Consider the following 15,560-nt stretch of genomic DNA (forward strand, 5'->3'; position numbering starts at 1 on the left):
CGGACCCGGTCCCGCACCTCCCCTGTTCCCGCGAACCTCCAGGAGTCCCCGTTGAGCGACACCCAGCCCTCTGTCCTGTTCGTCTGCGCCAAGAACGGCGGCAAGTCCCAGATGGCCGCCGCCCTCATGGACCACTACGCCCACGGGTCCGTGGAGGTCCACTCCGCCGGCACCACGCCGGGCGGCACGATCAATGCGCTGTCCGCCGAGGTGATCGCCGAGGTCGGCGCCGACATGTCCCACGGGCACCCCAAGCCGGTCGACCCCGACCTGCTGCGCCGGGTCGACCGGGTGGTCGTGCTGGGCGACGAGGCGAAGGTCGAGCCCGCCGAGGGGATGGCGGGCACCGTCGAGACCTGGCACACCGACGAGCCCTCCACCCGCGGCATCGGGGGCATCGAGCGGATGCGCCTGGTCCGCGACGACATCGACGCCCGCGTCCGGGCCCTGCTCACCGAGCTCACCACCCGCCCCGCCGACCCGGCCCCGTGAACCCGGCCCGTGAACCCGGCCCCGCGGACGCGATCAGCCCGGCGGTCCGGGAGTGATGCCGCCCACAGCGGACGGGGAGCGGGAAGGGTTCCGCGCCGGACACCGTTATTGAGACGTCAACTTTTTCCGACCGGAGGGAACCCCGCCATGACCACCGTCCTCGCGTTCCTCGGCTCGCCGCGCCAGGCGTCCACCAACAAGATGCTCCTCGAGGCCGTCCGGGCCGTCGCCCCGGAGGACGTCGACGTCGTCGTCTACGAGGGCCTCGCCGACCTGCCCTTCTACAACGAGGACGTGGACGTGGACGGCACCCGCCCGGCTCCGTTCGAGGCGCTGCGGGACGCCGCCGCCGCCGCGGACGCCCTGCTCGTGGTGACCCCGGAGTACAACGGCACCATGCCCGCCACGATCAAGAACATGGTCGACGTCCTTTCCCGCCCGTTCGGCGACAGCGCGATCAAGGGCAAGCCCGCGGCCGTGATCGGCAGCGCCTTCGGCCAGTACGGCGGGGTGTGGGCCCAGGAGGAGGTCCGCAAGGCACTGGGCATCGCCGGCGCCCGGGTGCTCGAGGAGCCCCGGCTCGCCGTGGGCGGGGCCGCCGCCCGCTTCGAGGCCACGCCCCCCGCCGAGGACCCCGAGATCGTCGCCGCCATCCACGCCGTGCTGGCCGCGCTGAGCACCGCCGAGGAGCTCCAGCCGGTCTCCTGAGCGACCCCTCCCTGCTGCTCGCCCCCGCCCCCGCCGCGCCCGCGGCGGGGGCGACGTCGTGGTCCTCTCTCTTGTCTTCGACCTCCGAACGCCACCTACAATTGGTGCAACAACCACGTTCACCGGTGAAAGAGGACGGCGATGTCCGTGCCCCCGGGGCCCCGGCTGAAGCCGGGCTCCCAGACGTCCCTGCGCAACGCGAACCAGCGCCGGGTGCTCGAGACCGTCCGCCGCCACGGCCGGCTGACCCAGGCCCAGATCTCCCGGCGCACCGCCCTGGCCCCGTCCACGGTCTCCAACATCGTCCACGAGCTGATCGGCGCCGGCCTGCTGGCGATGGAGGCGGACAACGCGGGCCGCCGGGGCCAGCTCATCAGCTTCCGGGGCTCGGCCGGGCACGTGGTGGGCATCGACGTGGGCCACCGCCACCTCACGGTCGCCGTGGCCGACCTCAACCAGCGGATCCTCGCCCAGCGCCGCCACGACCTCCCGGCGGGGCACCGCTTCGCCGAGGGCCTCGAGCTGGTGGGCGCCGTCCTGGACGACCTCCTCGAGGACGCCGGCCTCCCCCGCTCCGGGCTCCTGGCCGCCGGACTCACCCTCCCGGCCCCCGTGGACCTCGAGGGGCGGCTGATCAGCGCCGCCGCGATCCTGCCCGCCTGGGGCGGGATCGACGTGCGCGAGGAGTCCGGACGGCTCCTGGGCCTGCCCGTCGTCGTCGAGAACGACGCGAACGCCGGGGCCCTCGGCGAGCTCGCGTGGGGCGCGGGCCGCGGGACCCGCAACATGGTGTACGTCAAGGTCGGCCACGGCGTGGGGTCCGGGCTGATCCTCAACGGCTCCCTCTTCCGCGGCGCCACCGGGTCCGCGGGCGAGATCGGGCACTCGACCCTCGACGAGCGCGGCAGGGTGTGCCGCTGCGGCAACCGCGGCTGCCTCGAGACGTTCGTCTCCTCCGGCGAGGTCGCCCGCCTGCTGGCCGGCACCCACGGGCCGGACCTCACCGTGGAGGGCCTCGTCGACGCCGCCCTGGCGGGCGACGTGGCCTGCGGGCGCGTCGTCGGCGACACCGGCCGGACGCTGGGCCCCACCGTGGCCACGCTGTGCAACACCCTCAATCCCGAGCTCGTGGTGATCGGCGGCGAGATCGCCCGCGCCGGGGAGCTGCTCCTCGGCCCGCTGCGCGAGACCGTCTCCCGCCACGGGGTGCACGGCAACGTCCGCGAGCTTCGGATCGAGGCCGCCCGGCTCGGCCTCCAGGCCCATGTGGCCGGCGCCGTGATCGTGGCGCTGCAGCGCGCCGAGCTGCCGGTGGGGGCCGGACCGGAGAACTTACCGACGGGTCAGTAGCAATGTTCGACTAATGGACATTCCCTCCTCGAAGTTTTACTGTTGAGCGCATCACAAGAACCCCTCGGCGACGGCGGGCCCTCCCGTCCCCCGGGGCGGCGGGCTCCTGGCACGTCCGGTCCCGCGCCGACCTCTCCACCAGCAAGGGAGCTGTGCGATGAGCAACAAGGCCTCGAGCTCGCGGCTCGCCGGTGACGCGAACACCGCGGCAGTCATCCGGATCAGCATCGTCGCCGCCTTCGGCGGCTTTCTCTTCGGCTACGACTCCGCCGTGATCAACGGCGCCGTCGCGTCCCTCCGGACCGAGTTCGGCATCGGTCCCGCCGTGCTCGGCACCACCGTGGCCTCGGCCCTCCTCGGCGCGGCCGTCGGCGCGTTCTTCGGCGGGCGGATCGCCGACCGCCTGGGCCGCGTTCCCGTCATGAAGATCGCCGCGGTGATGTTCCTGCTCAGCGCGCTCGGCTGCGGCCTGGCGTACCACCTGAGCTGGTTCATCGTCTGGCGCGTCGTCGGCGGCATCGCCGTGGGCGTCGCCTCCGTGATCGCCCCGGCGTACATCGCCGAGGTCGCCCCCGCAGCGGTGCGCGGACGGCTCGGCTCGCTGCAGCAGCTGGGCATCGTGCTCGGCATCTTCGTCTCGCTCACGGTCGACGCGCTGCTGGCGGCCTGGGCCGGCGGCGCGGACGAGACGCTCTGGCTCGGGCTGGAGGCCTGGCGCTGGATGTTCCTGGCGATGGCCGTGCCCGCGGTGACCTACGGCATCGGCGCCTTCGCCATCCCGGAGTCCCCCCGGTACCTGGTGCTCGCAGGCCGCCCCGACGACGCCCGCCAGGTGCTGACCGGCCTCCAGGGGATCGTCTCCGCCAACGACCGCGTCCAGGCGATCCAGCAGTCCGTCCACTCCGAGCGCAAGCCGCGGATGTCCGACCTGCGCGGCCGCATGGCAGGTCTGAAGCCCATCGTGTGGGTCGGCATCGGCCTCGCCGCCCTGCAGCAGTTCGTCGGCATCAACGTCATCTTCTACTACTCCAACGTGCTGTGGCAGTCGGTCGGCTTCACCGAGGCGGACTCGTTCACCATCACCGTGATCACCTCGGTGACCAACGTCGTCGTCACCGTCGTGGCGATCGCCCTGGTCGACCGCGTCGGCCGGCGCCCGCTGCTGCTCGTGGGCTCGGCGGGCATGACCCTCTCCCTGGCCACCCTGGCCGTGCTCTTCGCCACGGCGAACGTCGTCGACGGCGCACCGCAGCTCGGCCCCACCGCCGGCCCGATCGCCCTCGTGGCCGCCAACCTCTTCGTGGTGTTCTTCGGCGTCTCCTGGGGCCCCATGATGTGGGTCCTGCTCGGCGAGATGTTCCCGAACCAGATCCGCGGTGCCGCCCTGGCCGTGGCCGGGTTCGTGCAGTGGATCGCCAACTTCGTGGTCACCGTGTCCTTCCCGCCCCTGGCCGCCGCCTCCCTGGGTCTCGCCTACGGGCTGTACGCGTTCTTCGCCCTCATCTCGCTGCTCTTCACGATCAAGATGGTCCGCGAGACCACCGGCGTGGAACTCGAGGACATGACGGACTGAACGGTCCGCGCACGCTCCCCAGACGGCGGGCCCCTCCCCATCCGGGAGGGGCCCGCCGTCGTCCGTGCTCCCGTCCCGGCCCGCCGGCGCCGGTGTCGGCTCACCGCGCTCTCGGGGCCGGGTGAGGGGATGATTACCCGTTCGTGACCGTCACGACACAGAACGCGCGGCGCATCGGGTATTTTCGGAGGACCGCGAACGACCCGGTACCTGAGCCCGGGTTCCGCGCACCCACGTTCCGCGTTCATTTTCAACGGCGAAAAGGACCCCAGGTTGACCCAGATCACAGCGGACCCCGCTTCCCCCGCACAGGCCGCCGACCGCAAGTCGGCGGGCCACGTCATCGTGGACACGCTCGTGGCCCACGGCGTGCAGCGCACCTACGTGGTGCCCGGTGAGTCCTACCTGGACGTCCTCGACGGGCTGCACAACTCCCCGATCGAGACCGTGGTGTGCCGCCACGAGGGCGGGGCGGCCTACATGGCCGAGGCCGACGGGAAGATGAACCCCGTTCCGGGGGTGGCCATGGTCACCCGCGGGCCCGGGGCGGCCAACGCCCACGTCGGGTTGCACACCTCCTGGCAGGACTCCACCCCGATGGTGCTGTTCGTCGGGCTGATCCCCTTCGAGCACCGCGACCGCGAGGCGTTCCAGGAGTTCGACCCGCACGCCTGGTTCGACTCCGGGGCCAAGCGCGTGATGGTCCTCGACCACCCCGAACGCGCCTCCGAGATCGTGGCCGAGGCCTTCTTCGCGGCCACCTCGGGCCGTCCCGGACCCGTGGTGGTGGGCCTGCCCGAGGACATCATCAAGGTTCAGATCGACGCGAAGCTGCACCCGCCGATCCCGGTGGCCACCGGCGGGATGACCGTCAACGACTGGAAGGCCCTGCGCGATGCCCTGGAGGCGGCCGACAAGCCGTTGTTCGTCACCGGCGGCAACGACTGGACGACCGAGGGCGCCGCAGGGCTCACCGCCTGGCTGGAGGAGCACCACCTGCCGGCCGCGGCCGAGTGGCGCACCGAGGGCACCGTGCCCTTCGACTCGGACTCCTACGTGGGACCGATCGGCTACGGCCGCCCCGCCTTCACCCACCAGCTGCTGGAGGAGACCGACCTGCTGGTCTTCGTGGGCACCGTCCCGGGCGACGTCATCACCAACGGCTTCCTGGTCCGCCAGGACTGGCAGAAGAAGAACTTCCTCGTCACCATCGACCCGTCCCTGCGCGGGCGCTCGGGGGCGGTGTCCTACCAGATCGTGGCCAAGCCCGACGTGTTCGTGCGCGACCTCGTGCGCATCGACCTGCCCGCCAAAGACACCTGGAAGGAGTGGACGAACCGGCTGCGGGCGGCCCAGGTGGCCTTCTCCACCCCCGCCCCGCTGGTCACCGCCGACACCCCGGCCGAGGCCCCGGCGCGGATGGACACCCTGATGGCCCACCTCGTGGCCGGGCTGCCCCACGACGCCATGGTGACCTTCGGCGCTGGGGAGCACACCAACTGGGCCCACCGCTACTTCCCCACCCAGGGGTATGCGGCGATGATCTCCGCGCGCAACGGCTCGATGGGCTACTCGGTGCCCTCGGCCGTCGCGGCGTCCCTGCGCTTCCCGGGCCGTCGGGTGGTGACCATCGCCGGTGACGGGGAGTTTTTGATGAACGGCCAGGAGCTGGCCACCGCCGCCCAGTACGGGGCGACGCCTTTGGTGATCGTGATGGACAACCAGGAGTACGGCACGATCCGCACCCATCAGGAGCGCGACTACCCGCACCGGGTCTCGGGCACCCAGCTGATCAACCCGGACTTCGCGCTCATGGCCGCCGCCTTCGGCGGGTTCGGGGTGCGCGTGGAGCACGACGCCGAGATCCCCGCCGCCCTCGAACAGGCCTTGACGGCCATCGACGAGAAGGGCCGCTTCGCGCTGATCCACCTCGTCGTGGAACAGCGCGTCAAGGCCTACTGACCCGGACCGCCCCTCGCCGCGTTCCGGGCGCCGCTCAGCCCGCCAGGGGGTGCGCCAGCTCGTCTTCGCGCATCCGTCCCGCCCACAGGGCGGCGAGGCCCAGCAGCGGGGTCAGGAGGGCCACCGTCCAGAAGATCACCGGCAGGGGGACCACCTGGGCGACCGGCCCGGCGAGCGCCATCGAGACCGGCATCAGGGCGATCGACACGAAGAAGTCGAGGCTCGAGACCCGCCCGAGCATGTGCCGCGGGACGCGGCGCTGCAGCAGGGTGCCCCACAGCACCATGCCGGCCCCGTCCCCGGCGCCCACGGCGGCGAGGCACAGCGCCATGACCCCGAAGGAGTCGGTCGTGGCCACGAGCCCGAAGGGCAGCGTGCCGAGCCCCCACAGCCCGATCATCCAGCTGAGGTAGCGCCTCGGCAGCGGCAGGGACGCGACGGCGAGCGACGCGAGCGCGCTCGCCCCGCCGTAGCAGGCCAGGAGGTAGCCGAAGGTGGAGGCGTCCCCGCCCAGCCGCTCCTGCACGATGAAGGGCACCAGGACCTCCAGCGGGCCGAGCAGCAGGAAGACCGCGAGCACCGCCCACAGGAGCGTCCACAGCAGCCACGGGGTGCGCAGGGTGTAGCGCACGCCCTCCATGAGGTCCTCTCCCACGGACGAGGCCCTCCCCCCGGTCGTCTCCTCCCCTGCTGTCCTCCCGGCCACGGCCTCCGCAGGCCCGTCCCGCGCGGGCTCGTCCGGCATGCGCAGCCGCAGCAGCAGCAGGAACGCCACCGCGTGGCACAGCGCGATGAGCGCCACGGCGCCGGCGGGCGCCGAGATCCCGATGAGCACCCCGGCCACCGCGGGGCCGGCGGCCTGCTGCAGCAGCGGGCGCGCGGTGCCCTCCGTGCCGTTCGCGGCCAGCAGCTGGTGCGCGGGCAGGATCCGGGGCAGGGAGGCCGAGTAGGCGGGGTAGAAGAAGCCCAGGGTCGCGGAGAACACGAACGCCGCCGCGGCCAGGTGCCACAGCCGCAGCACCCCGGTGAGGGACAGCACGGTCACGGCCAGGGCGGTCACCGCGTTGGCGGCCTCGACCACCCGCAGCACGGCCGCGAGCGGGAGCCGGTCCGCGGCGATCCCGCCCACCAGCACGAAGGCCACGATGCCGAGGGCCCCGACGGCCGTCACCCCGGAAAGGTCCACCGCGCTCCCGCCGAGGCGGACGACCTGCTGGACGAGGGCGACCGCCCACATCCCCGTGCCGAAGACGCTCACGAACATGGCGGACGCGAGCACACGGTACTGGCCCAGCCGGAAGGGGGCCAGCGCGCGGGGCAGGGGCATGGCACCAGTCTAGGGAGCAGGCTCCCGCGGCTCCGCGGCCGCGCGGTGGTCGGCGCGGCCCGATCCGTAGCAGACTGGGGAGGTGCAGACCTTCCTCCCGTACCCCGACTTCGCCCGCTCCGCGCGCGTGCTCGACCGCCGACGGCTCGGCAAGCAGCGGGTGGAGACCCTCCAGGTGCTGCGCGCCGCGACCGTGCCCGGCTACGGGTGGTTCCGCCACCCCGCCACCGCGATGTGGTCCCAGCACGTCCCCGCCCTCGTGGCCTACGGACGGGCGATGGTGGACGAGTGGACCGCCCGCGGCGGCGCCGACAGCACCGGGTGGCAGATCCGCGAGTTCGCCCCGCAGGAGTGGGACCGCAGTCCGGACGACGGCGTCTCCGAGCCGCCCCCGTGGCTCGGGGACGAGGCCCTGCACCGCTCGCACCGGTCCAACCTGCTCCGTAAGGACGAGGACTTCTACCGCCCGCTGTTCCCGGAGGACCCTGCCGGGCTCGACTACGTCTGGCCCGTGCCGGCGGAGGGCCGCGCTCACCTCACGGAACCGGGGCACGGCCACCGCGCCTGGGTCCTGGGCCCCGGAGCGCACGAGGAGGCCGGGGCCGCCGTCGTCGTGCCCTTCCGGGTGCCCGAGGGCATCCGGGAGAGCCACTGGGTCCACGCCCTGGAACGGATCGAGCACGACCTGCGGGAGGGCGAGCCGGTGCTGCTGCTCCACGGGGCCCCCGGCCCCGAGCAGGTCGTGGAGCGGGCCGTGCTCGCCGAGAACGTCCACCATGCCGTCGCCGGGTTCTCCCTCGAACTCGAGCGGGTGGACCGGGTGCTGCGCCGCGAGCTCCCGGAACCGGCACGGCTGCAGTCCCCGCGTCCCCTCTTCGCGGTTCCCGCCGGGTCCGTCGGCACCACCGGCGCTCCTGCGACCGCCGGGGAGGACCGGGAGGCGTGAGCGCCGCGAGCGTCCGGAGGTCCGGCGGCCTCGGCGCCTGAGGCTCCGTTGTTACCGAAGGGTTAATTCTCCGTCATGGGGGATCCCTGGCCGTATCCCATGGGTAGCATGTCACCCACCCGGCGCGCTCTCCGCGCCGGCCCCGAGGAGGTGCACATGCGAGGGTTCCACGTCCCCGCGACCGGGACCGTCATGGTCACCGACCGCCCCGGACCGGGTGCCGGCCGGCCGGCCGGCTGCCCCGCCGAGCGGGCTGTCGGCCCATGACCGCCCCCTGGGCCCCCGGCGCAGCCCTGTCCACGGGGCTCCGCACCGGGCAGCACGCCGACACCGGGGCCGCTGCACCGATCCTGCCGTCCGTGACCGCGACGACGGGCAGCTCTCTCGCCGCGCAGGTCATGACGGCCGTGCGCCGGGCCATCACGGCCGGGGAGATGGAGCCGGGCCGGCTCTACTCGGTCCAGCAGCTGGCCTCCGTCATGAACGTCTCCCGCAGCCCGGTCCGCGAGGGCCTCCTGCGCCTGGGGGAGGCCGGGCTGATCCGCTTCCACCGCAACCGCGGGTTCGAGATCGTCGACGTCAGCCCCGACGACGTCGCGCAGATCTTCGCGGTGCGCATCGCGCTCGAGGTCCCCGCCGCGCGCCGCACCGCCCGGTTCGCCCCGGCCGAGGAGCTGGGCCGGCTCCGAGCCCAGTGGGAGACCCTGCACGCGACCGCCCGCACCGGCGACGCGGAGGCCTCCACCGAGGCCGACGAGGGTCTGCACCGGCTCCTGCTGCACCTGGCCGGCAACCGGCAGGCGGCCGAGCTCGTGGCGCGGCTGCGCACCACCACCTCCTTCCTGACGGTCGTTGCGGATGCGACCCTGCGCCCGCCGACCGTCGTGGCCGGGGAGCACGACGCCCTGGTCCACGCCGTCCTGGAGCGCGACGAGGAGGGCGCCGGAGCGGCGATGCGCGAACACCTCCTCCACACGGCCGCCCTGCTGATCGCCCAGGCGCTGCGCGTGCGGGGCACGCCCGAGCAGCAGGTCGCTGCCCTGGCCGAGCAGGTGCGCGACGACGCCGTGGCCGACTACTGACCACCGCGCGACCATCCCGCCCTCCTCAGTCCTCCGGGGACAGGGGGAGGCGCACGACGAAGCGGCAGTGTCCGCCGGGGTCCTCGGCCGCGGCGACCGTGCCCCCGTGGGCGGCGACGATCTCCCGGCTGATCGCCAGGCCCAGCCCGGACCCGCCCGTGTCCCGCGCCCGTGAGCCGTCGAGGCGCACGAACCGCTCGAAGACCCGCTCGCGGTCCGCGGGGGCGATGGTGTCACCGTCGTTGTCCACGGTGACGACGGCGTGCTCCGCCTCCGCGGACAGCGACACCGCGATCCACGACGCCGCGTGCCGCTCCGCGTTGGAGAGCAGGTTGCGCAGGACCTGCTGCAACCGCGCGGCGTCCCCCCGGATGCGCACCGGCTCCACGTGCACGCGCAGCTCGTGCCGCGCCGCCGGCCGCATCCGGGCGACCTCCTCGGCGACGACCTCGTCGAGGTCGGTGTCGGCGACGCGCAGGCTCAGCCCCGCGTCGTCGACCTTCGCGAGGGTCAGCAGGTCCTCCACGAGCCGGCCCATCCGCCGGGCCTGCGACCTCAGGACCGGCGAGAACTCCGTCCACGCGGCGCCCGAGGGGTCCGTCGCGGCGACGTCGATCGTGGTCGTCAGGGTGGCCAGCGGGCTGCGCAGCTCGTGCGAGGCGTCCGCCACGAAGCGCCGCTGCGCGCGGTCGGAGGACTCCAGCCGGTCGAGCATGCCGTTCATCGTGGTCGCGAGCACCGCGATCTCGTCCCGGGTCGGCGGCACGTCGACGCGCTCGTCGAGCCGCGCGGTGCCGATGCCCCGCACCTGATCGGTGATCCGCCGCACCGGGGCCAGGGAGCGGCCCACCAGGAACCACATCAGCCCGGCGCCGAGGAGGACGAGCAGGGGCCCTCCCAGCAGCAGGAAGAGGCCCACGGCGCGCAGCACGTCCTGCTGCAGGGACATGGGCACCGCCACGACCATGACGTACGGCACGTCGTTGACGTACATGCCATATGCGACATACACGAACTCGTCCGTGCCCTCGAGCCCCCCGGAGTCGTCCCGCGCTGAGTCGTAGGACTCGCCGGGCGCCATGCCGGGCACCGGGAGCTCCAGGGCACGCGCGGCGGGAGGGGAGGCCGCGACCACCTCTCCGTCCTCGTCCTGCAGCTGCACGACCACGCCGGGCCTGCCGAGGACCTGGGCCAGCTCGCCGAGGTCGGCCCTCGTGTACACGGCGGGGACGCCCGTGTCGCGGCTGCCGTCGCGCGGCAGGTCGAACTCCCGCAGGATCTCGCCCTGCCGCGAGAGGGCCTGCTCGTGGGCGGCGGTGACGGCGGACCGGCCCAGCACCTCGAGCAGGACTCCTCCGGTCACCGCCAGCACGAGCAGGATGAGCAGGGCGGCGGCCGCCGTGGTCCGCGCCCGCACGCCCCACCGTGCGATGCGGAGCGGCCGGCGGCCGGTCACGGCGCAGGGTCCGGGAGGTCGTCGGGCACCAGGCGGTAGCCCATCCCCCGGACCGTCTGCAGCGTGGAGAGCCCGAACGGGGCGTCGATCTTCTTGCGCAGGTAGCCCACGTAGACCTCCACGATGTTCTCGGAGCCCTCGAAGTTGGCGTCCCACGCGTTGTCCATGATCTCGAGCTTGGAGACGACCTTCTCCTTGTTCTGGATCAGGAACTGGAGGATCACGTACTCCTTGGCGGTCAGCTCGAGCGCCTGGCCCCGCCGGGTCACCGTGCGGCGCACGGGGTCCAGCTGGAGCGACCCGGCGGTGAGGACCACCGGCCGCTCCGGCGCGCCGCGGCGGATCAGCGCCCGCAGCCGTGCCACGAGCACGAGGAAGCTGAAGGGCTTGGTGAGGTAGTCGTCGGCCCCGAGGTCGAACGCGTCGGTCTGGTCGTACTCGCCGTCCTTGGCCGTGAGCATGAGCACGGGCGTCCAGTTCTGGGCGGCGCGCATCTCCTCCAGGATCGTGTACCCGTTCCTGCCCGGGAGCATGAGGTCCAGGACGACGACGTCGTAGGGGTTCTCCCGCGCGAGCCACGCCCCGGTGATCCCGTCGTGCGCGACGTCGACCACGAACCCCTCGTTGCGCAGGCCGCGGCGCAGCGACTCCGCGAGGTCCACCTCGTCCTCGACCAGCAGCACCCGCACCCGTGCCCTCCGTCCTCGTGTCCGTCCCGTGCCGCCCCGCCCGGCCGGCGGAGCTCCCTCCAGTGTCCCGCACGGCCGCTGAGAAGTTCTTGAGAACGCCGCCCCGCCGGGACAGGACGGCCCGGGGATCTTCTCCCCACCCGGTGCATTAAGTTGTCCACAGCTGTGGAGAACGATGTGCACGCACGGCTCTCCACAGCATTATTAACAGGTGTGGACCGCTCGGGAACAGCGTCCACACACCTGTGCACAGGTGTGGAAACACACGCGTGTAAGTTGTCGACAGCTGTGGACGACCGCTGTGGACAGTGTCCGCAGCACAGGGGCGGGGTCCGGGCTCAGCGCCCGCGCGCGCGGCCCCGGCGCAGCGTGAGCGTGTACCCGAAGGCCACGAGAGCCCCCGTCACGAGACCGCCCAGGTGCGCCTGCCAGGCGATGCCCGGGAAGAGGAAGCCGAAGGCGAGGTTCACGCCGATGAGGACCACGATCGGGGTGATCGACTGGCCCAGGTGCCGCTGCAGCACGAAGAGGGCGCCGAAGAGGCCGAAGATCCCGCCCGAGGCGCCGACCACCAGGGTGTACGGGGACGCGAGCAGCAGCACGCCGAGGGAGCCGCCCAGGACGGAGAGCCCGAACAGCAGCAGGAACCGGGCCCGGCCCAGGGCCGGCTCCAGCATCTGCCCGAACAGGTACAGGGTGTACATGTTCAGGAGCAGGTGCAGCGGGTTGGTCGTCGAGTGCAGGAACCCGCTCGTCAGCATCCGCCACGGCTCGGACGTGGTGGTCACGGGCGCGTAGGCGAACAACTGCAGCAGGCCCACGCCGAGGACCAGGGCCAGCCACTGCAGCGCGTACACCACCACGTTGGCCCCGATCAGCCACCACGTGACGAGCATGGCCGAGCCGCGGGCCGCGCGCCCGCCGAGGCTCGTGCGGTAGGCGGGCCGTGACCGCGCGGCCTCCTGCACGCAGTCGACGCAGTGCACCCCCACGGCCGCCGAGCGCTGGCACTCAGGGCACACGGGGCGCCCGCAGCGCTGGCACGAGACGTAGCTGGGCCGGTCCGGATGACGGGGGCACACGGGGACCTGCCCCCCGGTGGACGTGCCGTACTGCGGTCGCTCGCCGCTCACTGGAACTCCTCACGGATCGGCCCCGGGGGCCGGGTCGTCGGACGCCACCGGGGATCGCGGCGACGTCGATGGGGGGTCGTTGGAACGGGACGGCGCAGGCCCGCCCGGATCGTTCCGGGCGGGCCTGCGCCGCGCGTCCCCGGCTCCGCACGGGGCGGGGGACGCAGGTCCTGGTCGGACCCGGTGCTCGGGACTACAGCTGCTCGACGTCGATCGAGGTGATCACGCAGTCCTCGACGGGGCGGTCCATGGCGCCCGTGCGGACGCCGTTGAGCTCGTCGACGACCTTGCGGGACGCGTCGTCGGCGACCTCGCCGAAGATCGTGTGCTTGCCCTGCAGCCAGGTGGTGGGGGCCGTGGTGATGAAGAACTGGGAGCCGTTGGTGCCCCGGCCGTTGCGCTTGCCGGCGTTGGCCATGGCGAGGACGTACGGCTGGTTGAAGTCGAGCTCGGGGTGGATCTCGTCGTCGAACTCGTAGCCCGGCCCGCCGATGCCCTGGCCCAGCGGGTCGCCGCCCTGGATCATGAAGTCGCGGATGATGCGGTGGAAGACCACGTCCTTGTAGAGGGGACCGGACTGCTTCTCACCGGTGCGGGGGTCGCTCCACTCCTGGGTGCCGTCCGAGAGACCGATGAAGTTCTTGACGGTCTTCGGGGCGTGGTTGCCGAAGAGGTTCACGACGATGTCACCGTGGTTGGTGTGGATCGTCGCCTTGGCGGTGGGGATGGCAGAAGTCATGGGGCCATTCTTGCACGGGGCGCCGAGGCCCTCCCAAGGGCCCCGGTCCCGTTCAGCGCACAGTGAAAAGCCGCGGGATCGCGCGGCGGGGCCTCCACGCGCCGAACCCCTGCCCGTATGCTGACACTGGATTGTTACGACCCGAGAAGGGATGGATTCATGAGCTTCAAGATGTCCAAGAGCGAGAAGACGACCGCGGCGGCCCAGGCGGCTGCGGAGAGCAAGGTCCTGGATGCCGGCGCGTGGGCGTCCAAGGAGATCGGCGAGCTGGCGCCGAAGCTGCAGCACGGCATCGAGGCCGGTGCCGCGGCGCTGGCCGGCGGCGTGGCCGCCGCGGGCCCCCGGGTGCAGGACAGCCTGGGCCGCGCCCACGAGATGTCCGACTCCGCGAAGCTGAAGGCCGCGGCCGCAGCGGCCCCGATCGCCGCGAAGGCCGTCGACCGGGCCACCGAGAGCCGCGCGGCGATGCAGGCGAAGTACGCCGGGGCCGCGGCCCTGCTGGCCGGCAAGTTCGCGGACGCGGACACTCCGGAGCAGCTCGAGGCCATCGTCACCCGGCTGACCGGGGACAAGAAAGCGGTCGCCAACGCGAAGAAGGCCGCCGCGCGCGTCGCCAAGGACTACGCGAAGCAGCAGAAGAAGGCCGAGAGCTCGCACAAGGGCCTGCTCGTGCTGGGCCTGCTCGTGGCCGGCGGCGCGGCCGGCGTGGCCGCGTGGAAGGCCTCGCGCCCCGTCGAGGACCCCTGGAAGACCCCGGCCGCCACGTCCCCGCGCGTGACCGCGTCCCCGGTGACCCAGCAGAGCACCGTGGCCGCCGGCACCGGCGTGCAGGTCGACGACGTCGAGGACGCCACCACCCCGGCCGGCCAGCCCGGCGGCGTGTCGGGGGCGGCCTCCGAGGTCAAGGACAATGCCAAGAGCATCGGCGAGGACGCCAAGACCACGATCCACGAGGTCAAGGAGCAGATCCAGGGCAAGAAGGACGAGGCCTGATCCGGCGCTGAGCCCGGAGGACCTCGAAGGCCCCGCCCCCCTTGTGGGGGCGGGGCCTTCCGCATGGGTCCGGTCGGGTGCTCAGCCCTGGGGCGCGGTGAGCACGTCCTGGAGGCTGTCCCCTCCTGGTAGATGCCCCGCGCGGTGAACAGCACCACGCACACGGCGAGCGCCACGTTGGTGAACACGCCGTTGCGCCGGCGCTCGGGGGTGCGCCGGGTGTTGAGCAGCCACAGCAGGGTGAAGGCGAGGAAGGGCATGAACAGCGCCCCGAGCACTCCGTAGAGGAGGATGAGGAACACCGGCTTGCCGAGGGCCAGCAGCGCCATGGGCGGGAAGGTGAGCCAGACCAGGTAGAACTTGAAGTACCTGCCGCCGGTGAGGGTGTCGGGGTGGCCGCTGGGCTTGCTGCGGATGTTGCCCCAGAAGTCGGCGAACAGCAGGGAGACCCCGGACCACACGCCCACCACGGACGAGAACGACGCCGCCCAGAAGCCGACGAGGAAGACGGGGCCGACGACGTCGCCGTAGCGCTCCTGGAGGACGTCGGCCAGGTCGAGCAGGCCCTCGTCGCCGGCGCTGATGGCGTAGCCGGCCGAGTAGAGGACCTCGACGCCGATGATGAGCATGGCGATCACGAAGATGCCGGTCACCGCGTAGACGGTCGTCCACCTCCCGAGCGAGCGCCAGCCCTCGAAGATGGTGCGCCCGGTGGACAGGGAGTACCGGCCGGCGCCCTCCACGAGGACGATCTTGAGGACGGTCCCGAGCACCACGGCCCACAGCGGGCCGTGGCCGAAGCGGGAGCCGGCGATCAGGGTGGCCACGAGGTCCGCGGCGCCCACGCCCGTGGCCGCGACGACCAGTCCGGGGCCCACGATCTTCCAGCCGCTGACCTTCTCGAGGGGTTCGTCCGGGTCGATGCCCGGCGCGGGGGCGAGCGCCTTCATGGCGTGGTCGTCCTGCTGCATGCCTCTCCAGGCCGTCCCGGCCCCCGGCCCGGGACGGCCTGGAGGCGCTGCGACCAGTGTGCCACGGGTCACATTTCCCCGGCGCGCGGCGGGGCGGGGCGCACCGGACGCGCCCGGGCAGGAAAAATCCCGACCGAGC

The 15,560-nt window shown here is 72.7% G+C and carries 13 protein-coding genes and 1 pseudogene; 8 read left to right on the forward strand and 6 right to left on the reverse strand.

Features of this window, described 5'->3' with window-relative positions; genetic code table 11:
- Positions 1 to 51 precede the first annotated feature (51 nt).
- The 5 genes from M3185_RS10710 to M3185_RS10730 all read left to right on the forward strand — a co-directional run bounded on the left by M3185_RS10710 (position 52) and on the right by M3185_RS10730 (position 6,085).
- Positions 52 to 492 (forward strand): arsenate-mycothiol transferase ArsC, encoded by a 441-nt coding sequence (locus tag M3185_RS10710; protein WP_251333667.1) that lies wholly within the window; start codon positions 52 to 54, stop codon positions 490 to 492.
- A 147-nt stretch (positions 493 to 639) separates the two neighbouring features.
- On the forward strand, positions 640 to 1,200 hold the full coding sequence (locus M3185_RS10715; RefSeq protein WP_251333668.1) for an NAD(P)H-dependent oxidoreductase: 561 nt from the start codon (positions 640 to 642) through the stop codon (positions 1,198 to 1,200).
- Between the two features lie 141 nt (positions 1,201 to 1,341).
- Positions 1,342 to 2,550, forward strand: coding sequence for an ROK family transcriptional regulator (locus tag M3185_RS10720; protein WP_251333669.1), 1,209 nt, complete (start codon positions 1,342 to 1,344; stop codon positions 2,548 to 2,550).
- A 157-nt stretch (positions 2,551 to 2,707) separates the two neighbouring features.
- Positions 2,708 to 4,123 carry a sugar porter family MFS transporter gene (locus M3185_RS10725; RefSeq protein ID WP_251333670.1) on the forward strand — a complete coding sequence of 472 codons (1,416 nt, stop codon included), beginning with the start codon at positions 2,708 to 2,710 and terminating at the stop codon, positions 4,121 to 4,123.
- Positions 4,124 to 4,396: 273 nt separating this feature from the next.
- Positions 4,397 to 6,085 (forward strand): thiamine pyrophosphate-dependent enzyme, encoded by a 1,689-nt coding sequence (locus M3185_RS10730; protein ID WP_251333671.1) that lies wholly within the window; start codon positions 4,397 to 4,399, stop codon positions 6,083 to 6,085.
- A 34-nt stretch (positions 6,086 to 6,119) separates the two neighbouring features.
- On the opposite strand, the gene M3185_RS10735 is transcribed toward M3185_RS10730, so the two are convergent.
- Positions 6,120 to 7,412, reverse strand: coding sequence for an MFS transporter (locus M3185_RS10735; protein ID WP_251333672.1), 1,293 nt, complete (start codon positions 7,410 to 7,412; stop codon positions 6,120 to 6,122).
- Between the two features lie 82 nt (positions 7,413 to 7,494).
- On the opposite strand from M3185_RS10735, the gene M3185_RS10740 reads away from it, so the two are divergent.
- The gene (locus M3185_RS10740; protein ID WP_251333673.1) at positions 7,495 to 8,358 is read left to right on the forward strand and encodes an MSMEG_6728 family protein; all 864 of its coding nucleotides are present in this window, start codon (positions 7,495 to 7,497) and stop codon (positions 8,356 to 8,358) included.
- A gap of 263 nt (positions 8,359 to 8,621) precedes the next feature.
- On the forward strand, positions 8,622 to 9,440 hold the full coding sequence (locus tag M3185_RS10745) for a GntR family transcriptional regulator (RefSeq protein WP_251333674.1): 819 nt from the start codon (positions 8,622 to 8,624) through the stop codon (positions 9,438 to 9,440).
- Positions 9,441 to 9,465: 25 nt separating this feature from the next.
- Here the strand turns inward: M3185_RS10745 and M3185_RS17395 are convergent, their stop codons facing one another.
- The 4 genes from M3185_RS17395 to M3185_RS10765 all read right to left on the reverse strand — a co-directional run bounded on the left by M3185_RS17395 (position 9,466) and on the right by M3185_RS10765 (position 13,457).
- Positions 9,466 to 10,857, reverse strand: coding sequence for a sensor histidine kinase (locus M3185_RS17395; RefSeq protein WP_251333675.1), 1,392 nt, complete (start codon positions 10,855 to 10,857; stop codon positions 9,466 to 9,468).
- A gap of 35 nt (positions 10,858 to 10,892) precedes the next feature.
- Positions 10,893 to 11,585: a response regulator transcription factor gene (locus M3185_RS10755; protein ID WP_251333676.1), complete on the reverse strand. Its 693-nt coding sequence runs from the start codon at positions 11,583 to 11,585 to the stop codon at positions 10,893 to 10,895.
- Between the two features lie 338 nt (positions 11,586 to 11,923).
- Positions 11,924 to 12,718 carry a rhomboid family intramembrane serine protease gene (locus M3185_RS10760; RefSeq protein ID WP_251333677.1) on the reverse strand — a complete coding sequence of 265 codons (795 nt, stop codon included), beginning with the start codon at positions 12,716 to 12,718 and terminating at the stop codon, positions 11,924 to 11,926.
- A gap of 193 nt (positions 12,719 to 12,911) precedes the next feature.
- On the reverse strand, positions 12,912 to 13,457 hold the full coding sequence (locus M3185_RS10765; protein ID WP_251333678.1) for a peptidylprolyl isomerase: 546 nt from the start codon (positions 13,455 to 13,457) through the stop codon (positions 12,912 to 12,914).
- 159 nt (positions 13,458 to 13,616) lie between these two features.
- On the opposite strand from M3185_RS10765, the gene M3185_RS10770 reads away from it, so the two are divergent.
- Positions 13,617 to 14,450 carry a hypothetical protein gene (locus M3185_RS10770; RefSeq protein WP_251333679.1) on the forward strand — a complete coding sequence of 278 codons (834 nt, stop codon included), beginning with the start codon at positions 13,617 to 13,619 and terminating at the stop codon, positions 14,448 to 14,450.
- A 125-nt stretch (positions 14,451 to 14,575) separates the two neighbouring features.
- Here M3185_RS10770 and M3185_RS10775 read toward each other — a convergent pair.
- Positions 14,576 to 15,400, reverse strand: a pseudogene (locus M3185_RS10775) (Nramp family divalent metal transporter); the annotation flags it as partial.
- Between the last annotated feature and the right edge of the window lie 160 nt (positions 15,401 to 15,560).

Origin of the sequence: Kocuria rosea (genome assembly GCF_023715525.1) — a bacterium.
GTDB classification, from domain to species: Bacteria; Actinomycetota; Actinomycetes; order Actinomycetales; family Micrococcaceae; genus Kocuria; species Kocuria rosea_A.